Source organism: Brevibacillus sp. 1238 (genome assembly GCF_029892995.1).
GTDB lineage: Bacteria > Bacillota > Bacilli > Brevibacillales > Brevibacillaceae > Brevibacillus > Brevibacillus parabrevis.
Genome location: NZ_JARXWC010000004.1, coordinates 364947 through 384452 on the forward strand (window position 1 = coordinate 364947; position 19506 = coordinate 384452).

Sequence of the window (19506 nt, forward strand, 5' to 3'; positions counted from 1 at the left end):
TCGGAGGAATAGATCATGCCGATTCGTGCAGAAAAACCGAGCGATTATCTCGCAACCGAGCAAGTAGTACAAGCCGCCTTTGCCGATGAGCCTTTCAGTGATCACAGCGAGCATCTTTTGGTTTCGCGCTTGCGAGCATCCGACGCATTCATCCCTGCCCTGTCACTCGTCTATGAAGAGCACGACAGCATCATCGGACATTTGTTGCTGAGCAAAATCGAGATCGTTCACGCTGGCGGCTCCTCCCATCAGGCGCTCGCCCTGGCTCCCGTCTCCGTCCTCCCTTCCCAGCAAGGAAAAGGAATCGGGACTGCGCTGATCAACAAGTCGATCGAGATCGCCAAAGAGCTTGGGTATACAGCGATCGTCGTGCTCGGACATGCGAAATACTACCCCAAGTTCGGCTTCCGTCCCGCTTCGCAATGGGATATCCGCGCTCCTTTTGAAGTGCCGGACGAAGCATTCATGGCGCTGGAGCTTGTTCCTGGCGGTCTGGATGGCGTCCATGGAACGGTTCGCTATTCTCCAGCGTTTTTTGCCTAAGGCAAGCGCAAGCGGCCCTCAAGCCTGCTCCCGGCCAAACAGAAAAAGCAAGCCTTCCCCTGCTTGCCGGGAGACGGGACTGACCCCCAAACAGAAGACTTCTTGCTTTTCCCACCTCTACTGCCGCTTTTCTTGCAGCAACTTCACACTCTCTGCCAAAAACGCCTCGTCTCTCCACTTCTCCTGCACTTCGGACCGCCACTTGTCTGTCGTCAACAGCGACTTCAAATCCAAATCGTCTCCAAACGCTTTTTGAATGTCGGCGCGGGCAATCGTCAGCGTCTCGTCCACGAACTGGTACTCGATGATTTGCAAATTGTCAATCAGGGCAAAAGCCGCAACAGAATTGTACAGCAGAGCTTGCCTGATCTTTTTCTCGTCGGAACGCAACTCGCTGGCTTCGTACTTGACCTCAATCGCAAATTGCTCGGGACGCAGCTGAAACGAGCGCCGCTCATTGCTCAACGGCAAATGGTTGAACAAATTCAGGTTGGAAACCGCCCCCATGTATTTGTGCTTGTACGGCAAAATCGTTTGCAAATCGTGTGTCAGCGGATTTTGCTGGTCTTCCAAATACTGTTTGGCAGCAAGCTCTCTGTCAGGAATGATGACGCCCTGAATCAAGGCAAACATCCCCAAACCGATTACCGCGAGCAAAACAATCAGCTTCGTTCTCATCTCAATCTTCCTCCCTCGCTTCGCACTGCATCATCACATCTGGGACGACGTGCAACAACAGCGGCACGATGATAGAGACGAGGGGCAACACATACTCTACGGCGACCGTGGCAAACTGATACGGCCCGGACAGGCTGATCTCCCTGGCGAACCAAATATCGCTGCCAAAATGCAGCGCTGTCGTATACGCAACCGATACAGCCATATACAATCCCCACAGCAACCAGGCCGTTTTTCGCAAAGTAAAAGCAGAGCGAAGGCTCAGCTCGACAGCTTTTCGCTTGCCAGTCTTCCGATTTATCCCGAGCAAAACAGCAAACACAGCTCCTTCCAGCAAACAAAGGGCAAGCAAACTGTGATTCAGCAAAATGCCCATTCCCCATATCCGCAGCGGCATCGTCAGCACCCAGGCGACCAAGGTGTACAAAAGCGCGCGCTGTACCAGCTCCTGCAAAAAGATCGCGACGTATACCTTGCGCTTTTCCCCGACGAGCTGATCCGCCGAGGGAAGCTGCTCGATGGCGACACGCATCGCTTCTTCCAGCTCCATCCCGTCTGCGACCAAATCCGCGACTCGCGCTTCCAGATTGCTCAGCATTTCCCACTTCAACTCTTCTATCTGGTTGCTCTTTTTGTATTTGTAAAACAGCTTTTCCACATGAGCTTGCAGATGTTCCATCACGCTTCCTCCTGTCTGGCGATCAGCTTGTCTATCAACCGTTTGGCGACCTGCCACGAAGCGAGCGCGCTTGCATATGCCGCCCTGCCTTCTGCGGTGATCTGATAATATTTGCGCCTGCCGCCCTGACTTTCATCGCCCCAATATGACGAAATGAGCTTTTGCCCCTCCAATCTTTTCAGACTGGTGTACAGGGAAGGCTCCTTCAATTCATATTGCTGCTCGCTGTTTTGAAAAATCGTTTTGATGATCTCATATCCGTAACTGTCTTTTTCACACAAAACCCGCAGAATGATCGTATCGATGTGTCCGCGGATCAAATCGCTGCTAATGCCTTTGTCACTCATCCGGCTCACCTCGCAAGTACAGCATAGCACATATTACTATGTATGACAAAGTAATATGCGTGAGATAGATTGAATCGCTCTGTTCCGCAAAAAGAAAAAGCCCTCTTTTTCAAGAGAGCTTTTCACTATTCACTCCTGCAAGGCACAGACCTTTCGCCCGCCATGGCAGCATTTCGCCTTGCGTCGGGGGCTGAGGAAAAATGTGTTTATTGGGCAATGACTGAGGACAGGATAATAGTACAATCTACAACCACCATGTTATTGCCGCAAAGGAGCTGAATGCAAAATGTCTCGTCAATGGTTCCGGCAGCTTCGCTATCCACTCCTCGCACTTGCCGTGACATTAACGCTGCTTTGGACGCATCATCATCAACACATGCTTACTTCCTACGCCGCCACAACGCGGACGCACACCGTCACGATTTCCGGCGCCGGCTTTCTCCCCAGCCAGCTGTCTGCCAAAGAAGGCGAGCGAGTCTCCCTCATGATCGTCAACACAGACACCCGGCCGCACAATCTGTCCATACGCGAGCTGAACCTGGCTTCCATGGAGCTGAAGCCTACCCAGTCGACCATGTTGCAGTTTTCCGCCGCTAAAAAAGGGCGGTTCTTCTTCGTTTCGGATGCACCTGGCTATCCGGAAAGCGGCTATCAGGGCATGCTCATTATTGAGTAACCTCCGCGTCCTCGTCGAACGAACGCTGCTTCCACGGCCCGAATTTGATCATCACCAACGGAATGATCCCGATTACCGTGATGATCCCGAAAAATAAATAAATGCCTAGCGTGGAATAGGAATCTTTGATCCAGCCAGCCGCCAGATTGCACAGCATCGTTCCCAGCCCGCCTCCCACGGAAAAGAAGATGGCCAGCGCCGTCACCTGGAGGGAAGCGGGCGTATTTTCGCGCACAAATTGGGCGGATGTCGCCAAGTAAAATCCGACCGAAATTCCCTGGACGAAAAACATGGCGATGACCAGCGTCGTGCTTGGAGCCGAGCTGTACCAAAGCCAGCGTGCCGCTCCGAATACAGCGGCGAGCAAAAGTGTCAGCTCCAGCCCCCACCGCCGCACGATCATGCCTGCCAGCTTCATGAACGGCGCTTCACTGCCTGCGAACAACAGAAAAGCCAGCCCTACTCCCGCCACAGTGCCGCCAATCTCCTGATAAAACAGCGAAAACCAGATGTTGTTCGCGTTCACAGCTCCGAGCACGCAAAACGACGCCAAAAGAAACAACAAATAGCGCGGCATCCGCAGCAGATCGCGCATGCCAGTCAGCATGCCAACCCGAAAGCGCGGCGTCTCCTGCGACTCATCCGGTACGCGCAACACAAGCAGCACGGCGATCAACAGCGCGAAACAGTAAGAATAAAAGAGCACGGACGGCCCCAGCTTCTCAACCAGCAGCCCTGTGACAAATGCCGCAAGCGCAAACCCTACCGCTCCCCATAAGCGGATGTCGCCGAATTGCAGCCCGTTTTTTTTCGCATATCCCAACGCCAGACTGTCGGAGACCGGGATAATCGCGCTTTGAAAAAACGACAGGATCAGGTAAAGCAAAAAGACAAAAGCAAAGGCAGACGTCCCGATGAAAAACAATCCTACCAATCCCGAGACAACAAGTGTCAGAATCAACACAGTTTTGCGAATTTGAAAGCGGTCACAAAAAAGGCCCCACATCGGCTGAGCGATAATCGAAACGACTGGGGCTACGGCACTGATCAATCCAATCTGGGTGCCTGTGAGCGAAATGGAATTGTAATACTGGGTAATGAGCGGAGAAAATGCCCCAAACCCGTAATAAATAAAAAGGTAAAGGGCGCTGAGACTGAAGTATCTCCCGCCAGCGCCCGATAATCCGATACCGACCTGTGATCCTGGCATATGGCTCTCCTATTTCACCCTCGGCAAAATTTTCGTCATGTCGACAGTCCGTTTCTTTTCCCATGTAGCCGGGTTGAACTCGTCAAATTGCTCCAGGAACGAAATGACTTCCTTGGTCAAAGGAGTTGGCGTAGACGCCCCGGACGTAACCGCCACGTTTTTCTTTCCGCGCAGCCATTCGATGTCCAGCTCGGACAAATCGGCAATCCGATAGGACGGCACATTCGCGATCTCCTCCGACACTTGGGCCAATCGGTTCGAGTTGTTGCTTCGCGGATCGCCCACGACGAGACACAGATCGGCTTCTCCTGCCTGGCCAGCCACCGCTTCTTGACGAACTTGCGTTGCCAGACAAATCTCGTTGTGCACTTCCACCCCTGGGAAGCGCTCCAGAATGGCGTCCATCAAATGCTTGACATCCCACTGGCTCATCGTCGTCTGATTGGTCACGATGAGTTTGTCAGTCGGTACGTCGAGCTGCTTCAGCTCTTCGATTTTTTGCACGAGATGCACGCGATCCGGCGCAATGCCGACAGCGCCCTCCGGCTCTGGATGCCCCTTTTTCCCGATGTAAATCACATGGTAGCCGTCCGCGATTTTTTCACGGATCAGATCGTGTGTTTTGGTCACGTCCGGGCAGGTCGCATCGACTACTGTCAGCCCTTTGTCCCTTGCTTTTTTCCGCACCTCGGGAGAGACGCCGTGCGCGGTGAAGATGACGGTTCCTTCGTCGATCTGATCCAAGAGAGCCATCCGGTCTTCTCCGTCCAACGTTTTGACGCCTTGTTTTTCAAACGCCTCAACGATGTGGGCATTGTGTACGATCATGCCCAATATGTGAATCGGGCGGGGAAAGTCGAGATTGTTGGCTGTACGCGCTGCCAAGACCATGGCCTCGACAACACCATAGCAATATCCGCGGGGGGAAATCTTGATGACTTCCATCTATAACCCCTCCTAAATTTCTAATGATGTTCGCCCACTATTATACCTTATTTGCCTTCTTCCCGCTTCAGTTCGTAAACCTTCAGATTATTGTAGACAACTTTCAAAAGCGGAGTGGACAAGCCGCTTTGCTCGGCTCGCTCCAAAAGGTAGCCTTGCAGATGGTCGGCTTCGACCGGAAGCCCTTTTTCCATGTCGCGGAGCATGGAGGACTTCGTCTGCGGGCGCTGGTTTTGGAAAGTCTCCATTTGCTTTTCGACGATGTCCGGCTTGATCGGTGCTTCCAGAGCTTGCATGACCGAAACGATTTCCTCAGCCAGCTGTCTTGTCAGCTCTACACCGTACGCCGCTTCGCGAATCGGACCGACAGCGGAGTTCATGAGCGTGGTGATCCCGGAGAACGTCGCAATGAACAAGTATTTGTGCCAAGCCTCTCGCTGGATGTTGTTGCTGGCCCGCATCGTTCCGTTAATATTGGCAAAAGCTTGCTCGATCTTCTCGACACGCTCGCTTTTTCCGCCCTCCCATTCCCCGAACACCGCATCGTGGATCGGGCTGGTTTGCACGACATCGCCCTCTGCATTCAGCGTTGTTTCAATAAAACAAAGCCCTCCCAGCACACGCTCGCGCCCGAAGCGATCCCACAGCAGCTCCATGTGAGCGATTCCGTTCAGCAACGGGATGACGACCGTATGTTCACTGACGTAGGGAGCAATCGCGTCGATGCTTTCTGTTAGCGTGTACGCTTTGTTGGACAACAATACGACGTCAAAAGGCCCCGCAGCTTCCCCCGCCTGAATCATCTGCGGCTGTTCCAGATGCAAGTCGCCGTGAATGCTTTGCACCCGCAATCCCCGCTCTTGCATTTGCTTGTATCTACGTTCGCGCACCAGAAACGTTACATCCACCCCTGACTCCGCCAATCTGCCGCCAAAGTAACCGCCAATTCCGCCCGCTCCCAGTACCAATACTTTCATCGCCGTTCGCCTCCATTTATTCGTAATAGTTCGTCTATATTCTACAAAACCGGAACCAATTTCAAAACCCCGCAATATCATGTTAGAAAAACTAACATATAAAGTTAGAAAACCTCTTGACGAACATTGTTTGTTATCGCTATAATTCGAGATATAGAAATTCACGAAAACACGAACAATAATTTACCAAATACGAAAATATTTCGCGATTGGAGTGGGTTGTTTTGGATATGAAAACTGTTTTGTCCACCATTGATGCAGAGAAAGTGGAATATGTAGATTTCCGTATCGTCGATCTGCTTGGCCGTCAACACCACGTTACCGTTCCTGCTTACGCCGTAGATGAAGGCACCTTCCGCAATGGCGTTGCCTTCGATGGTTCCAGTCTCGTCGGCTACAAATCCATCGAGGAAAGCGACATGGTTGCCATGCCGGACCCGTCCACCGCTTTTATCGATCCTTTCGTAGAAGCAAAAACAATGAACATCGTCTGTAACATTGCCAATCCGGACAACACCACATACACTCGCGACCCGCGCGGCATCGCCCTCAAGGCAGAAGCGTACTTGCAACAAACTGGTCTGGCTACCGCAGCCTACTTCGGCCCGGAATCCGAGTTTTTCCTGTTCGACAGCGTGCGCTACGACTCCGGCCCATCCGGCTCCTACTTCCATATCGATTCCGAGGAAGCGTTCTGGAACACCGGAAAAGAAGGCCAAAACCTGGGATACAAAGTTCGCAACAAAGGCGGATACTTCCCTGTGCAGCCGACTGATTCCCAAATGGATATCCGCAACGAAATGTGCACCTTGATGACTCAGGCTGGACTTTACGTGGAGCGTCATCACCACGAAGTAGCTACTGCCGGCCAAGGCGAGATCAACTTCCGTTTCGACACCTTGACTCGCACTGCCGACAACTTGCTGCTGTTCAAATACATCGTGCGCAACGTAGCGGCAAAGCACGGCAAGACAGCGACTTTCATGCCGAAACCAATCGTCGGCGACAACGGCTCCGGCATGCACGTCCACCAAAGCTTGTTCGACGGCGACACTCCGCTGTTCTACGAGCAAGGCGGCTATGCAAACCTGAGCGAGACTGCGCTCCACTACATCGGCGGCATTTTGCACCACGCGCCTGCCCTGATCGCCTTGACTAACCCGAGCACCAACTCGTTTAAACGCTTGGTTCCTGGCTACGAAGCGCCAGTCAATCTCGTATTCTCCAAAGGAAACCGCTCCGCCGCTGTACGGATTCCGGTAGCAGCCGTGACTCCGAAAGCGTCCCGGATCGAATTTCGCACGCCAGACTCTACCGCCAACCCATACCTGGCCTTCGCTGCCATGCTGATGGCTGGTCTGGACGGCATCAAGCGCAAAATCGACCCGCGCGAGCTTGGCTACGGCCCGCTGGACAAAAACATCTATGACTTGACCGACGCCGAAAAACACGAGATCAAGCGCGCCCCTGGCTCTTTGGAGGAAGCATTGACTGCTCTGGAGCAAGACCACGCTTTCCTGCTCGAAGGCGACGTGTTCACGAAGGAAGTCATCGAAAGCTGGATCGCCCTGAAACGCGCCGACATCCAACAAGTCGAGCGCACGGTGAATCCGAAAGAGTTTGAGTTGTATTACGATCTGTAAGATTTAAGGGAGACAATTCGCGGACAAATACTGCAAATAAAGAACGCATGCTCCCGATAAATGATTAAGCCTTCCTGAATGGAAGGCTTTTTTTACATTGCTTCGCTTGAATGTTTGACCTTTTTGGGTCATGAAAAATCCCCTCCAAGTAGAGTGTGCCGTCCCTCGCTAAGCGGGTGGGCTTTTTACACTGTCTACTCAAAGGAGATACTGTCATACCGTCTATTTGCGATTCTTTTTTACATAAACGGAATCTCGAATGAATTCAAGGACGTTATTGAGCTCCATGTATCTCTCATCTTTGACTCTTAATGTTAACTTATCGTCCGCATCGTTCGCCTTCTTGTGCAAATGAAACGGGTCAAATTGTGCAACACTCGGGTCCGTTTCTTCTGGATGATAATGGGCATGGAACTTCAAAAACATCCTGTTCTGACTGTCTGCCCAGTCGTAATAATAGGCTTCGAGCTCCTGTCTGGCGTTTACAAATTCTACGCAGTACATCTTACTCATGTCATCTCGAAACACAATAACTTTTGATACAACGGAAATGACATTTGAATTGTAATAAGGCAAATCCTTTGCACTTCCAGGGCGAATTTCCTCAATGATATCCTTAAAGAGTAGATTCTCAATCAAGTGGAAGTTACTTTTACTAATCCCCAGCGACATCGCGTGTCCTTTCTAAAAAGAAAGCCCACATCGACTTGTCCGTATCTTCCTCGTCCGATAGTTGGTTCCATTCTTTTTTTCCTAGGGTGTCTGCGAACTTTCCGCCGTACTTATGTTCAAAGTGGTCCACATATCTTTGATAAAGCTCAGATTCAGAGACTTTTTCTCTAGAATCCCATTCTTCTTGCTCCCTTTTCCAGGACTCTACAGCATCTTTTACTTGAAAACGTACGCCTGATGCTGGATTATGGTACCAAGTATCTTCTGGAACCTTCACATGCTTGTTTTCTCCTGCACGTAATATGCCGTTAAAATGTCCAGCAGCAATCCATTTGTTAATCGTGGTTTGCGAAACACCAAAAAATGTAGCAAGTTCCCCAGTCGAATATTCCTTCGTCATCGACCTTCTGGATGAAATCGAAAGTACGGCATCATTACTTCTTGCGGTTCTTAGCGCTTTCATATAAATGGAATACAATACTTCGTTTGCTGCTGGATTATCTGAAAGGAATTGAAAATCGTCCCATTTTGCCCTGATCTCTTCGGTGTTCGGTAAAAGTTGAATAAGCATTTTGATAAACAAAGTGCGAAACTCCACATCATCAACCAAACTGCGTTTGTACCACTCAGATACATTCACATCTGGTGATTTCAGTTCTTCAAGTTTTGTCTCTATTCGCCTTTCATCCAACATTGTTAATGACACAAACATCACCTCTCACTCCCATTCTATCGAGAACTGAAACTAACTGCAACCAACTAAAATCATCTGTTACCATTATTATTGCTAAATTCACGATTAATACCTTTTGATAGTAGATAAGCTACAAATAGAATGCCCTTCCCAACAAAACAGGAAGGGCTTTTTGGCATTGACGAAAACAGACTCGATCCGCAAACGAGAGCAAGAACCCCCCCACTTCCCCCTCAAATCCCACGCCATTTTTCCATTTCCGAGCGCGACATTCACAAGCACTTCCATATGGAAAATTTAGACAAAAAACCCACCTGCTTCTGCTACCTTTAAGTGCGGAAGGAGGTGATTTTCATGACCCAGCATCTGTACTTCATCGTCAACCTTCAGGATGCGTTGCAATTCAGCCACGGGCTTACGCGACTAGGATTCACCCACTATTATCTCGTGCCCCGCGGCAATCAGGTCGCATTTGTTTTCGAACGGACTTCGACCCACAACCGCATCATCCTGAGGCGTTTCTTCGGTGCAGATGGCGTGTCCCCTCACATCTAGACTAGCATCCGACTGCTGCTCTTTTATCAGGGCAGCAGTCCCTATTCGTCCACACACATCCGCCATTTTTCGGGCATAGGATGCCTTATCCTGACGCCTCGCCTCTCAAACAACGAAGAAAGGATTGTCTGCTGCTTTTCACACCGCGCCCCCATACAGGCGAGGACGAAAGAAGTAACGCAGCCCTCATCTGCCAACGGACCACCCAGCTTATCGCGGCAAAAAAAAATGGCGCCGACTATTCTGCACGATTAGTCGAACGCCTATCCCCAATTGCGAACTTATACTAGATGACATTATGTTTATCGGTTGCGCAAAAACTGGCGTTTATATATAAATAATGGAAAATACACAACGCAGCGGAAGTCCTTCCGCCTGATCCAAGAGAAACTTTTTGACGCTCGCTCCTCGCATTCGCCTTTTGCTCAGTTACTCTTCCCTGCTTTTTCCAAGCTTCCGACCCGTTTCTCCAGCTCAGCCAGCTTCTTGCGAAAACTAGACCAAACGGCAAAATAAGTAACAATTCCTACTGGCATCCCAATCAAAATCAAATCCAAGAAAAAAGATACCCAGTCAAAAGCGACAGCACCAAAGTCCAACATTCCCATTAACCTCCATGATCAAGCAAATCCCTTTTTCCACTGCTCCTTCAGTTCCCGATACGTCTCTCCATATTGGATGGCATGCTCGATATGCGAATATTTCAGCACCAGATCGTCGCCCTTGCTCTCACAGCACGCGAAAAACAAGCTTTCCATCAGGTTGTGGTTTTCAATGGAGTTGGTGATATGGATACACTCGTCCAGCGAATCGCTGTCGTCGCGCTTGTAAAACAGAAAAGTCCCTTCCTTGAACGGGCCTTTCTGGGTTGCGTCCTTCCAGATCAGCATGCCGAGCGTGATGAAATAGCCCTCCTTGAAGCGGATGACACCTGTAATCACAGAATCAATCGTGGTTGGAATGATCGCGATGGAGCTGCTCAACTGATGCACATATTCATACAAAGCTTTGTTCGTTTCCTTCAAGTCAAAGCCGGAAACGTGGACAAGCTCTTTTTCTCTCAATTTCTCCACAAGCTGCTGAACACAGAGCGTCTTATTCAAAGCTGAAATCACAATCTCACCACTTCTCCCGTTTTAAGTAGGTCCATTCTCTTTTATTCGCTAAAAACAGACATTTCCCTACAAAATCCGGCCGACATTTCTCAAGATGGCAAAGTTGTGCGTATACCCATTTCCGTCCGAACGGCTCCGCATATGATACAAGGGACAGATAACCTATGGAAGTGAGGCTGGACCATGAAGCAGAACAGTGGTTTTTCTGCGGAAGACCTGGCGTTGATGGCGGCCGTTGTGGTTCTGCTGGGCGATTTCTTGGCCTTCTTGTCCATTTTGAAAGAACGGCAAGAAAAAGAAGACAAAGGGAACAACAACTGAGCAAAAAAGCCCCTCTCGTTCTTGTTAGCCGAGAAGGACCTTTCGGTAATGACTACGATTTTCCTGTCAAATATTCGTCTTTCGCTTTCTTTTCCTTTTCTTCGGTCGTCATTTCCTTTTCCAACACGTTGAACATGAGCTGATCTTTGACCTTCTCGGGAAACTCTTGTTGCTCCTCGCCAGCAAGCGAAGAACTCATCAACGAATCGTGCTCCATCAGGGATACCTCCAAAAGGAATTTTACGGATAGAATACCCTTGGATTGTTCTTGCCATGCGTCAAGAAATCGCGCACAACAAAAAACGGCCGCCAGCGCGACCGCTTCTCCGTCGCTAACGGACAGCAACCTGTCCAGTCAGCAGACGCTTTTTCAATTCCTCCAGCGAACAAGGGACGCGCTCTCCAGCTTCTTGTCGCCATTCCTGCGGCAAAGCTTCCCACACGTCAGCGATGAGCGGCATGCCGAGATGCAGGCTTTCCAGCAGCTCCCTTTGTGCCAATGCCTCTTGCGGCTCCCCGGCAAATACGAGTTTGCCCGCATCCATCACGCAAATCCATTCCGCCCACTCAAACGCGATATCCATGTCATGCGTCGCCATTAGCACCGTCGTCCCGTTTTGGTGAATCGCATCAAGCTCGCGCAAAAGATTTCGCGTCTGATAGCGGTCGAGATACGCCGTAGGCTCATCCAAAAGCAACAGCTCCGGTTCCAGCACCATGACCCCGGCCAAAGCCAGTCGACGCTTTTGCCCCAGGCTCAGGTGATGAATCGGCACGTCAGCAAGCTCGGTCATCCCGAACGCCTGAAGAATCGCCTGTACCTTTTGGCGAATCACGTCCGCCGGCAGGTTCCGGTTGCACAGCCCGTAGGATACATCCTCCGCTACGGTACTGGCGATCAGTTGGTGCTCCGGGTCCTGGAAGACAAGACCGACTTTTTGCGTCATCTCCTGCAAGGCAGCGCGTTTGTAGCTGAGCGGCGTCCCTTTCCAGCTCACTTGCCCTTGCTGCGGCTGGATGATCCCGTTCCCGTGCAAAAACAAAGTAGATTTGCCGCAACCGTTTCGTCCGAGCAGCGCGCATTTTTTCCCTTCTGGAATGCCCAGGGACAGTCCGCGCAGCACAGGGCCGCGGCCACCCGGATAGGCGTAGTGCACGTCAGCAAATTCCAACAGCCATGATGTCAAAGCATTATCCCCCTGTCCACCACTCCAGCAAAATCAGCAGAACACAGCCTGCTATCGACTCCCATTCATATCGTCTGGAGCGGGAATGACTGTGCAAAGAAAGCACTTGCAAGCTTTCCCCGAAGCCTCTGGCTGCCATCCCTTTGTACAACGCATCGTATTTGCGCATCGCCCTGACGAACAGCTGGGCAGCCAGACCGCCGATGTCGCGCATCGTCGCGCGAAATCCCCGGTGCCCGCCACGCGAGCGCTGAGCAATCCACAACTGATGGGAGACGCCGAGCAACACGAAAATAAAGCGGTACATAATCATCAGCAAATCCGTAACGATGACCGGAAGCCGCAGCTTGCGCAACACCTGCAAAATCTCGGCAAACGGCACCGTAAACAAAATAAAGGAAAAGCAGGCAAGGCTGGCCATCGTTCGCCAAAACAGCACCCACACCTTGCTGATGGCGCTCGCTGGAACGTAAATCAAATAAGGGCCGACATGCCACGCCACTGCCATCTGAGTCACAGGAGCTGTCTCCGCCCTTGTCGCTTCCAACAGAAGTGCAGGCAAACCCAAAACAAAGAACGAGAGAGACAAAAGAAGAAATCCGAAATAGAAACGGACGGGAATACGGGCATATCCGATCACCCATACTCCCATCCAAATGCAAATCGCCATTTGCAACCACTCATGTCCTGTCAAAACGAGCAAAATCAACGCGCTCGCAAACAGAAGCTTGTGTTCCGGCGGCAAAAATCTCAGACGGTTTTGATACGAAAGAGAGTCAAGCTGCTGCCAGTTCATTTTTTGTTTTTATCCAGCCGACCTTTGTACAAGCCCATCGCATAGCCGACAATGCCCGCTCCCAATGCCGCTTGCACGGCAAACAGCAAGCTCTCTGTCTCGCCTCCTGGCGGTTCAAGCAGCGGCTGGAACCACGGCTCGTACGCAGGGGCAATCTCCTTGATCGCTTCCTCTGCCGCTCCGTCCGCTCCGCCGAACTCCGAGTCCTGCACCAAAAGCAACGGCACGATCGCAAGCACGACGACACCCAGGAGCAGCAGCCAGTTCATTCCTTTTTTCACAGCGATTCCTCCCGTTTCAGCAAGCGCAGCTCCGCCAGCTCTTTTGCATTGTAAGATTGAAGCCAGTTCCAGACGAGCACGGTCAGAAGCCCCTCGCTGATCGCCAACGGAATTTGTGTGATGGCAAAAATGCCAGCGAACTTGGCGAAAGAAGCCAATACCCCGCCAGACTCAGCCGGAAAAGCCAGCGCCAACTGAACAGATGTCACTACATAAGTCGCCAGGTCAGCAAGAGCTGCCGCAGCGAAGACAGCCAAACGTTGTCCTCCGTTGGCACGGACAATCAGGCGGTACACCCCGTAAGCCACCATCGGCCCGACAACCGCCATCGAAACGGCGTTGGCGCCAAGCGTGGTCAATCCGCCATGCGCCAACAGCAAGGCTTGGAACAACAGCACCAGACTGCCCAGCACAGACATCACCCACGGGCCGAACATGATCGCCCCAAGTCCTGTTCCGGTAGGATGGGAGCTGCTTCCCGTCACCGAAGGAATTTTCAAAGCAGACAGCACGAAAGCAAAGGCACCTGATACGCCAATAAGCAACTTCATTTGCGGGTGTTCTTTGACGATTTTGTTTAACGAACGAATGCCAAGAATGAAGAACGGAATAAATACTACCCACCAGAACAACGCCCACGACAGCGGCAAATACCCTTCCATAATGTGCATCGCGTAAGAAGTTTGCGGTTCATTTACGAGAAAATAAAGAACAAAGCCCGCAATCAATAAACAGGTCGAGACAAAGCGTGATCGATTCAAGGCAACTTCTCCTCCTTTGCTGTTCTTTTTACCGTTTTTTCCAATCAAAAAAGCCCCATCCGATAGCAGACGAGGTATGCGCACAAAACAATAGACATGAACTTCTGTCCAATTGCTCCGTATTCACCGCTCCTTTCCGCGAAGGTCTCCAGGGTGTGGCAAGTAGGTAGGTCTCCTGGCTTTCAGATCGATGCGCTCTTTGTCCTTCCCCATATGAATATGAGTGGAACTTCATCAAAGAGAACTCCCTGATTACAGTGGCGGGACCGCTCGGGACTTTCACCCGATTCCCTGTTACCCTTCGTGCTCATGCACACAAAGGCACCTATTGCCGACAATATCCAATTGTTTGACAGTTCTTGCTTGTCCTACATTATTATACTCAATCGCCCAATCCAGCGTAAAGCTTATTATCAAAAGGCTCCTGCAACCGATGACCTTTTGGCGAATGTCATTGACTGCACGAGCCTTGTTTTTGGTTCTACGTTTTTGATTCTACGCTTTCGCGTCCACGCCAACCGCTTCGCTGATGTGGGAAAAACCGTCCCGCTGCATCAGCTTGAGCAATTGCTTGTTGATCTGCTTCGAAATGCCAGGCCCTTGATAAATCATGCCAGTATAAACCTGGACCAGGCTGGCGCCCGCGCGTATTTTCTGATAGGCGTCTTCTCCGGTAAAAATGCCTCCGACACCGATAATCGGCACTTTGCCTCCGACTTCCTGATAAATCTCTTTCACCCACGCTGTCGATCGCTCTGTCAGCGGCTTTCCGCTCAAACCGCCCGCTTCCTCGGCGTACCGATGCCCTTGAACAGCTTCCCGCGACAGTGTCGTATTGGTGGCAATAATCCCGGAAATGCCTTCCGCCACAGCCCCTTGCACGACATCGCGCATATGCTCGTCAGACATGTCTGGAGCTACTTTGAGCAAAATCGGTTTTTTCTGAATGCCGCGCGCTTCCAGCTCAGCCGCTTTCTCGCGTATCGCCCGCACCAGCTGGCGCATGCTTTCTGTCTCCTGCAAGTCGCGCAAATTCGGCGTGTTCGGCGAGCTGATGTTAATGACGAAATAATGGCCGTACGCATAGAGCATGTCCAGACACTTGATATAGTCAGAAGCCGCTTCCTCATTAGGAGTGACTTTGTTTTTGCCAATATTGATCCCGATCGGAACATCGGAATAAGCGTAATCTACCAGATGCTGCGAAGCCAAATACGCACCGTGGTTGTTGAAGCCCATTCGGTTGATCACTGCTTCGTGTTCAGGCAAACGGAACAAGCGGGGCCTCGGATTGCCAGGCTGTCCCTGCGGCGTCAAAGTCCCGATTTCCACAAAGCCGAACCCGAGCGCACCGAGCGCATGATACACTTCGGCATTTTTGTCAAAACCGGCGGCGAGTCCTACCGGATTGGGAAAAGTCATTCCCCACAGCTTTGTCGCCAGACGCTCGTCCTTCAACTGGAACATCATTCTGAGCAAGCTTTTTCCCGGAGCAGAATCTTCCATCAGCTTCAAGGCACCAACCGTTTTTTCATGAATCTCTTCCGTATCCATCTGGAACAGATATTTTCTTATGAGCTTATACATCCCGGCTGCACTCCTTACTCCATTTTTACCTCATTGTAGAATACCACACTTTGTTTCTCGTGGGCTAACCTTTATACGCGATACATATTTCCAGTCGAGCAGACAAACTATAACAAAACCAGCGATTTAAAAGGGGACGTATGTTTCATGAAAGCAGACGGAAAAATCGGGATTGGCCAAGCGATCATGGTCATGATGCTCTCAATCGGAATAACCAACCATGTTACCCTTATTCCTCTGCTGCTCAGCAAAGCTGGGCGCGATGCCTGGCTGAGCGTCATTATTGGCGCCATCCCCTTTGCCGTTTGGGCATACGCCCTGTTTTTCATCAATAGACGGATCAAGCAGATGTCGCTGTCCCAGTGGCTTCTTTTGCGATCTGGAAAAACCGTCCGGCATCTGCTCCTCGCCCCGATCATCCTTTGCCTGTACTTGATGGCCCTCGTCAATTTAATCGATACGCAAACATGGACTACCGTCAACTATTTGCCGCAGACACCGGAATGGGTGACAGCGCTTGCCCTGATCATTTTGTGCGTGTTCGCCTCTTACGGCGGCATAGCCTCTGTCGGCATTACTTCCGGCATCCTGCTGCCTGCCGTTTCGTTATTGGGCATGTTCGTCGCGTTTGGCAACATTCCCAAAAAAGATTATACCCAGCTTTTGCCGCTGTTCCAGAACGGGCTTATGCCCACCCTGCACGCCATGGTGTTTGTAGGAGGAGGATTTACCGAGCTGTTCCTGTTGCTTTTGCTGCAACACCACATTCGCAAACCGCTTCGCGCCGTCCACTATATCATCATGATCGCGATCGTCCTGGTACTGACCCTCAGTCCGCTTACAGGAGCCATCGCCGAGTTCGGGCCTGTGGAATCGACGCGCCAGCGGTTTCCCGCCTTTGAGCAATGGCGGCTTTTGACGATCGGCAAAGACATCGAGAACATGGAGTTTTTCTCGATTTTCCAGTGGCTGTCCGGGTCGTTTATCCGCATTACGCTTTGCTTGCTGCTGCTCGGGGAGCTGCTCGTCCTGCGCACGAAAAAGCAAAGAAAATACGTCATGTTCGTCCTTGGCGCCAGCATGATCGCCCTGACCAGTCTTCCTTACAGCGACATGCAATTCGTGACGTTTCTCTCGAAGATTTACTATCCTTTTTACTTGCTGGTTATGGTAGTCGTCACACTCATCTTGTTCCTGCTGTCGCTGCGAAAACCAACCAGATTGGAGGATGTGAGCCATGACCCTTGAAGAGGAGCTGCGTGATAGATTTGCGCATTGTGCTGATGTCGTCTTCCTGCGGGCTGTCACCCCGAACGATCAGTCTGTGCTCATGCTGTACTGCGAAGGTTTGGCGGACGTACGGCATTTGCAGGAGACGGCTTTGCCTCAATTGGAGCGCTGCGTAAATTCTGGCGATCTGCGTTCGCTTCCGCTCGTCCCTTTGTTCACCAATCCGGATCTGTGGACTGAAAGGCTCTTCGCGGGAGACTTGCTTATTTTTTTGGGGGATTCGCCGCCTTTTTCCTGGGATATTTCCAATCGGCCGCAGCGGAGTACAGAGGAAGCCAACACGGAAATTTCCATCAAAGGTCCGCGAGACGGCTTCGTGGAGGACTTGTCAACCAACGTGGCCCTCATCCGCAAACGCATGCGAACGATCACACTCGCGTATGAGCCATTTATTCTCGGCACCCGTTCCCGCAGCCGGATTGCCCTGTTGTATTTGACAGACACTGTCCCTCCCGACCTGCTTGAAATGATTCGCGATCGGCTGATTGCCTGCGAAAACAAAAAAATAATCAATAGTGCGCTGTTGGAAAAAATGCTGAGCGACAATCGCAACTCGTTGTTCCCGCTAGTCGACTATACGGGGCGTCCCGACTTTGCGATTTATTTGTTGTTGCAAGGAAAAGCGGTCATCATGGTGGACGGCTCTCCGCTCGCCCTGATCGCTCCCGTGTCGCTAATGGAGCTGATCAAGTCTCCGGAGGACGATCAGTATCCGATCACGTACGTATGGCTGGAGCGCCTGCTGCGTCTCGGCGGTTTTTGGATTGCCGCTTTTCTGCCCGGATTCTGGATTGCCTTGTCTGCTTACAACGTCGAGCAGTTTCCGTTCCAACTGCTTGCCACAATTACCCAGGGACGCAAAGGCTTGCCCTTTTCCGCCCCGATGGAGCTTTTCGTGATTTTGTTCATTTTTGAGTTTCTGCGGGAAGCGGGAGCCCGGCTGCCGAAAAACGTCGGGCAAACGCTGGCGCTTGTCGGCGCGTTGATCATCGGAGACGCCTCCATTCGCGCAGGGTTGACCTCGCCTTCGATGCTGTTCGTAGGCTCGCTGACGGTGGTCGCTTCATTCACTCTCGTCAACCAGGCGCTGAGCGGTGCTGTGACGGTCACCCGTTTTCTTGTCTTCCTCCTGTCGTCTACGATCGGCATGTACGGATTCGTCATCGGAATGATTGCCATCATTTACTACTTGTCCACTTTGACCTCGTTTGGCCGTCCCTACGTGTTGATGGGCTCGTCCAACGTGTTGTCCAATCTGTATCTGGTTCTGTTCCAGCCGCTGGTTTACTTTTTCCGCAAAAAGCCTGAAAAGGACGGGAACACCAAATGAAATACGCCCGCATCGCTTGCGCTTTGCTGCTGCTTGCCACAACGCTTTTGAGCGGCTGCTGGGATCAGAAATCCATTCAGGATTTGAGCTATTTGTCTGCTTTTGGCGTTGATTTTATCAACGATGAATACGTCCTCTACGCCCAGTCTGTCGACCTGTCCAGCGTCGCCAAACAGGAAACGGGAAGCCAACCGGAATCGCCTCCCGCTGCTATTTCAATCGGGAGAGGAAAGACGCTGATGTCCGCTTTTGACAACCTGCAAAAAAACTCGCAAGTGCCGCTGTTCCTCGGATTCGTCTCGTCTCTCGTATTTCACGAGCGCATCCTGCAAAAAGGCATAATCACGACGCATGACATCTTGAACCGCTACGGTTTGATCCGCTATACAAAATGGGTGTTCGCGACGAGGGAGCCGATCGACAAAATTCTTGGCAATCACGCCCTGACTGGCTTCTCTCCGCTGACGTCCCTGTTGCATCAGCCAAAAGACGTGTACCAGCAGCGCTCCTTTATCGAGCCGACCCAGTTTTACCGCTTCATCAGCAACTTTTGGGACCCTTCGAATACCGTGCTGCTGCCCAATCTCACCATCTACACCCACTCGTGGAAGGAGAACAATCACTACACCTCGCGCCTGTCCATCGACGGGGTGCACGCGCTGCATCGCGGCAATTGGAAAGGCTATTTTCCCAGCCGCGATCTGATGGGCTTGCGCTGGATGAACAAAGACACCGAGTTTGCCGGACTGATCATCCGCGAAAACAACACGCCCAAAGCGACAATCCGCATCAAGCACGTAGGACTGCAAATCGTCCCGCTCACCACCGGGCCGATTCCCCGTTATAAATTGAAGGTGCATCTGCTAGGCTTTGTTCGCGAGCTAATGAGCCCAGTCAGTCCTGCGCACATTCAGAAAAACTCGGAAGAACAGGTCCGGGAGCAAATCAGGGACACCTTTTTAAAAGGATTGAAAAAGGGCACTGACTTGTACGGCCTGGAAAAAGAGTTGTTCAAAAAAGACTACCGGGCCTGGCGGGCGTATGAAAAAGAGCATCGTACGGCGCCTACCGCAGATTCGATTGCCTCGATTCATATACAGGTGGATTTGAGCGACTCAGGCAAAATGAAGATGAACTCCTCCAAATACCCCGACCCGCTCGGCCCTGAGTGAGTAAGGATTTGCCCACAAAAAAACTGCTTGCCAAAATTTCTGGCAAG

The 19506-nt window shown here is 51.4% G+C and carries 24 protein-coding genes and 1 riboswitch; of the genes, 8 read left to right on the forward strand and 16 right to left on the reverse strand.

The features are described from left to right. The first annotated feature begins 15 nt into the window (after positions 1-15). Positions 16-543 (forward strand): GNAT family N-acetyltransferase, encoded by a 528-nt coding sequence (locus tag M2298_RS12680; RefSeq protein ID WP_173598521.1) that lies wholly within the window; start codon positions 16-18, stop codon positions 541-543. A 117-nt stretch (positions 544-660) separates the two neighbouring features. Here the strand turns inward: M2298_RS12680 and M2298_RS12685 are convergent, their stop codons facing one another. The 3 genes from M2298_RS12685 to M2298_RS12695 are packed head-to-tail and all read right to left on the reverse strand — an operon-like array spanning position 661 to position 2247. Beyond that, positions 661-1221 carry a DUF4825 domain-containing protein gene (locus tag M2298_RS12685; RefSeq protein WP_173598522.1) on the reverse strand — a complete coding sequence of 187 codons (561 nt, stop codon included), beginning with the start codon at positions 1219-1221 and terminating at the stop codon, positions 661-663. Between the two features lies 1 nt (position 1222). Next, entirely contained in the window at positions 1223-1900 is a 678-nt protein-coding gene (locus tag M2298_RS12690; protein ID WP_173598523.1) for a permease prefix domain 1-containing protein, read from the reverse strand. Further along, the gene (locus M2298_RS12695; RefSeq protein WP_122964394.1) at positions 1900-2247 is read right to left on the reverse strand and encodes a PadR family transcriptional regulator; all 348 of its coding nucleotides are present in this window, start codon (positions 2245-2247) and stop codon (positions 1900-1902) included. The genes M2298_RS12690 and M2298_RS12695 overlap by 1 nt, the downstream gene beginning before the upstream one ends. A 286-nt stretch (positions 2248-2533) precedes the next feature. Here M2298_RS12695 and M2298_RS12700 point away from each other — a divergent pair, with 286 nt between their 5' ends. Then, complete coding sequence (locus tag M2298_RS12700; RefSeq protein ID WP_122964393.1) at positions 2534-2923, forward strand: cupredoxin domain-containing protein; 390 nt, start codon at positions 2534-2536, stop codon at positions 2921-2923. On the opposite strand, the gene M2298_RS12705 is transcribed toward M2298_RS12700, so the two are convergent. Genes M2298_RS12705 through panE form a run of 3 tightly spaced genes read right to left on the reverse strand, consistent with a single transcriptional unit; the run spans position 2913 to position 6055 of the window. Further along, positions 2913-4133, reverse strand: a complete 1221-nt coding sequence (locus tag M2298_RS12705; protein WP_173598524.1) for an MFS transporter — start codon at positions 4131-4133, stop codon at positions 2913-2915. The genes M2298_RS12700 and M2298_RS12705 overlap by 11 nt on opposite strands. A gap of 9 nt (positions 4134-4142) precedes the next feature. Beyond that, positions 4143-5078: a 4-hydroxy-3-methylbut-2-enyl diphosphate reductase gene (locus M2298_RS12710; protein WP_173598525.1), complete on the reverse strand. Its 936-nt coding sequence runs from the start codon at positions 5076-5078 to the stop codon at positions 4143-4145. A 47-nt stretch (positions 5079-5125) separates the two neighbouring features. Next, a complete protein-coding gene (gene panE / locus M2298_RS12715; RefSeq protein WP_122964390.1) occupies positions 5126-6055 on the reverse strand; it encodes a 2-dehydropantoate 2-reductase in 930 nt (309 codons plus the stop codon). A gap of 224 nt (positions 6056-6279) precedes the next feature. Between panE and glnA the strand changes: the two genes are divergently transcribed. Beyond that, positions 6280-7698, forward strand: a complete 1419-nt coding sequence (gene glnA / locus M2298_RS12720) for a type I glutamate--ammonia ligase (RefSeq protein ID WP_063227267.1) — start codon at positions 6280-6282, stop codon at positions 7696-7698. Positions 7699-7920: 222 nt separating this feature from the next. On the opposite strand, the gene M2298_RS12725 is transcribed toward glnA, so the two are convergent. Further along, the gene (locus M2298_RS12725) at positions 7921-8370 is read right to left on the reverse strand and encodes a toxin-antitoxin system TumE family protein (protein WP_122964389.1); all 450 of its coding nucleotides are present in this window, start codon (positions 8368-8370) and stop codon (positions 7921-7923) included. Further along, entirely contained in the window at positions 8354-9082 is a 729-nt protein-coding gene (locus M2298_RS12730) for a helix-turn-helix domain-containing protein (RefSeq protein WP_122964388.1), read from the reverse strand. The genes M2298_RS12725 and M2298_RS12730 overlap by 17 nt, the downstream gene beginning before the upstream one ends. 336 nt (positions 9083-9418) lie before the next feature. On the opposite strand from M2298_RS12730, the gene M2298_RS12735 reads away from it, so the two are divergent. Further along, positions 9419-9619, forward strand: a complete 201-nt coding sequence (locus tag M2298_RS12735; protein ID WP_122964387.1) for a hypothetical protein — start codon at positions 9419-9421, stop codon at positions 9617-9619. A 425-nt stretch (positions 9620-10044) separates the two neighbouring features. Here M2298_RS12735 and M2298_RS12740 read toward each other — a convergent pair whose 3' ends face one another. Together M2298_RS12740 and M2298_RS12745 are read right to left on the reverse strand one after the other, a co-directional pair. After that, the gene (locus tag M2298_RS12740; RefSeq protein ID WP_217022211.1) at positions 10045-10221 is read right to left on the reverse strand and encodes a hypothetical protein; all 177 of its coding nucleotides are present in this window, start codon (positions 10219-10221) and stop codon (positions 10045-10047) included. Between the two features lie 18 nt (positions 10222-10239). After that, positions 10240-10734, reverse strand: coding sequence for a hypothetical protein (locus tag M2298_RS12745; RefSeq protein ID WP_122964386.1), 495 nt, complete (start codon positions 10732-10734; stop codon positions 10240-10242). A 183-nt stretch (positions 10735-10917) separates the two neighbouring features. On the opposite strand from M2298_RS12745, the gene M2298_RS12750 reads away from it, so the two are divergent. Beyond that, positions 10918-11055 carry a hypothetical protein gene (locus tag M2298_RS12750; protein ID WP_167470293.1) on the forward strand — a complete coding sequence of 46 codons (138 nt, stop codon included), beginning with the start codon at positions 10918-10920 and terminating at the stop codon, positions 11053-11055. A 52-nt stretch (positions 11056-11107) separates the two neighbouring features. Here the strand turns inward: M2298_RS12750 and M2298_RS12755 are convergent, their stop codons facing one another. The 6 genes from M2298_RS12755 to M2298_RS12780 all read right to left on the reverse strand — a co-directional run bounded on the left by M2298_RS12755 (position 11108) and on the right by M2298_RS12780 (position 15667). Then, a complete protein-coding gene (locus M2298_RS12755) occupies positions 11108-11272 on the reverse strand; it encodes a hypothetical protein (protein ID WP_167470292.1) in 165 nt (54 codons plus the stop codon). A 115-nt stretch (positions 11273-11387) separates the two neighbouring features. Next, entirely contained in the window at positions 11388-12242 is an 855-nt protein-coding gene (locus M2298_RS12760; protein WP_122964385.1) for an energy-coupling factor ABC transporter ATP-binding protein, read from the reverse strand. Between the two features lie 4 nt (positions 12243-12246). Then, positions 12247-13038 carry a cobalt ECF transporter T component CbiQ gene (gene cbiQ, locus M2298_RS12765; protein ID WP_122964384.1) on the reverse strand — a complete coding sequence of 264 codons (792 nt, stop codon included), beginning with the start codon at positions 13036-13038 and terminating at the stop codon, positions 12247-12249. Beyond that, positions 13035-13319, reverse strand: coding sequence for an energy-coupling factor ABC transporter substrate-binding protein (locus tag M2298_RS12770; protein ID WP_063230912.1), 285 nt, complete (start codon positions 13317-13319; stop codon positions 13035-13037). Before M2298_RS12770 ends, cbiQ begins: the two co-directional genes overlap by 4 nt. Continuing rightward, a complete protein-coding gene (locus M2298_RS12775) occupies positions 13316-14080 on the reverse strand; it encodes an energy-coupling factor ABC transporter permease (RefSeq protein WP_063230911.1) in 765 nt (254 codons plus the stop codon). The genes M2298_RS12770 and M2298_RS12775 overlap by 4 nt, the downstream gene beginning before the upstream one ends. 148 nt (positions 14081-14228) lie before the next feature. Next, positions 14229-14424, reverse strand: a riboswitch (cobalamin riboswitch). Between the two features lie 151 nt (positions 14425-14575). Next, positions 14576-15667 carry a quinone-dependent dihydroorotate dehydrogenase gene (locus M2298_RS12780; protein WP_122964383.1) on the reverse strand — a complete coding sequence of 364 codons (1092 nt, stop codon included), beginning with the start codon at positions 15665-15667 and terminating at the stop codon, positions 14576-14578. Between the two features lie 147 nt (positions 15668-15814). On the opposite strand from M2298_RS12780, the gene M2298_RS12785 reads away from it, so the two are divergent. From M2298_RS12785 to M2298_RS12795, 3 genes are read left to right on the forward strand one after another with little or no spacing between them, the layout of a single operon-like run. After that, complete coding sequence (locus M2298_RS12785; RefSeq protein ID WP_173596688.1) at positions 15815-16915, forward strand: GerAB/ArcD/ProY family transporter; 1101 nt, start codon at positions 15815-15817, stop codon at positions 16913-16915. Next, entirely contained in the window at positions 16905-18287 is a 1383-nt protein-coding gene (locus tag M2298_RS12790) for a spore germination protein (protein ID WP_280648587.1), read from the forward strand. The genes M2298_RS12785 and M2298_RS12790 overlap by 11 nt, the downstream gene beginning before the upstream one ends. Further along, positions 18284-19459: a Ger(x)C family spore germination protein gene (locus M2298_RS12795; RefSeq protein ID WP_217022208.1), complete on the forward strand. Its 1176-nt coding sequence runs from the start codon at positions 18284-18286 to the stop codon at positions 19457-19459. Before M2298_RS12790 ends, M2298_RS12795 begins: the two co-directional genes overlap by 4 nt. Positions 19460-19506: the final 47 nt, after the last annotated feature.

What these genes read in the sequence shown, in the direction of transcription:
- M2298_RS12785 (WP_173596688.1), top strand. Translation starts at nt 15,815, where the DNA reads ATGAAAGCAGACGGAAAAATCGGGATTGGCCAAGCGATCATGGTCATG.
- panE (WP_122964390.1), bottom strand. Translation starts at nt 6,055, where the DNA reads ATGAAAGTATTGGTACTGGGAGCGGGCGGAATTGGCGGTTACTTTGGC.
- M2298_RS12750 (WP_167470293.1), top strand. Translation starts at nt 10,918, where the DNA reads ATGAAGCAGAACAGTGGTTTTTCTGCGGAAGACCTGGCGTTGATGGCG.
- M2298_RS12680 (WP_173598521.1), top strand. Translation starts at nt 16, where the DNA reads ATGCCGATTCGTGCAGAAAAACCGAGCGATTATCTCGCAACCGAGCAA.
- M2298_RS12790 (WP_280648587.1), top strand. Translation starts at nt 16,905, where the DNA reads ATGACCCTTGAAGAGGAGCTGCGTGATAGATTTGCGCATTGTGCTGAT.
- M2298_RS12780 (WP_122964383.1), bottom strand. Translation starts at nt 15,667, where the DNA reads ATGTATAAGCTCATAAGAAAATATCTGTTCCAGATGGATACGGAAGAG.
- M2298_RS12755 (WP_167470292.1), bottom strand. Translation starts at nt 11,272, where the DNA reads ATGGAGCACGATTCGTTGATGAGTTCTTCGCTTGCTGGCGAGGAGCAA.
- M2298_RS12705 (WP_173598524.1), bottom strand. Translation starts at nt 4,133, where the DNA reads ATGCCAGGATCACAGGTCGGTATCGGATTATCGGGCGCTGGCGGGAGA.
- M2298_RS12730 (WP_122964388.1), bottom strand. Translation starts at nt 9,082, where the DNA reads ATGTTTGTGTCATTAACAATGTTGGATGAAAGGCGAATAGAGACAAAA.
- M2298_RS12735 (WP_122964387.1), top strand. Translation starts at nt 9,419, where the DNA reads ATGACCCAGCATCTGTACTTCATCGTCAACCTTCAGGATGCGTTGCAA.
- M2298_RS12685 (WP_173598522.1), bottom strand. Translation starts at nt 1,221, where the DNA reads ATGAGAACGAAGCTGATTGTTTTGCTCGCGGTAATCGGTTTGGGGATG.
- M2298_RS12710 (WP_173598525.1), bottom strand. Translation starts at nt 5,078, where the DNA reads ATGGAAGTCATCAAGATTTCCCCCCGCGGATATTGCTATGGTGTTGTC.
- M2298_RS12795 (WP_217022208.1), top strand. Translation starts at nt 18,284, where the DNA reads ATGAAATACGCCCGCATCGCTTGCGCTTTGCTGCTGCTTGCCACAACG.
- M2298_RS12725 (WP_122964389.1), bottom strand. Translation starts at nt 8,370, where the DNA reads ATGTCGCTGGGGATTAGTAAAAGTAACTTCCACTTGATTGAGAATCTA.
- M2298_RS12700 (WP_122964393.1), top strand. Translation starts at nt 2,534, where the DNA reads ATGTCTCGTCAATGGTTCCGGCAGCTTCGCTATCCACTCCTCGCACTT.
- M2298_RS12740 (WP_217022211.1), bottom strand. Translation starts at nt 10,221, where the DNA reads ATGTTGGACTTTGGTGCTGTCGCTTTTGACTGGGTATCTTTTTTCTTG.
- M2298_RS12695 (WP_122964394.1), bottom strand. Translation starts at nt 2,247, where the DNA reads ATGAGTGACAAAGGCATTAGCAGCGATTTGATCCGCGGACACATCGAT.
- cbiQ (WP_122964384.1), bottom strand. Translation starts at nt 13,038, where the DNA reads ATGAACTGGCAGCAGCTTGACTCTCTTTCGTATCAAAACCGTCTGAGA.
- M2298_RS12690 (WP_173598523.1), bottom strand. Translation starts at nt 1,900, where the DNA reads ATGGAACATCTGCAAGCTCATGTGGAAAAGCTGTTTTACAAATACAAA.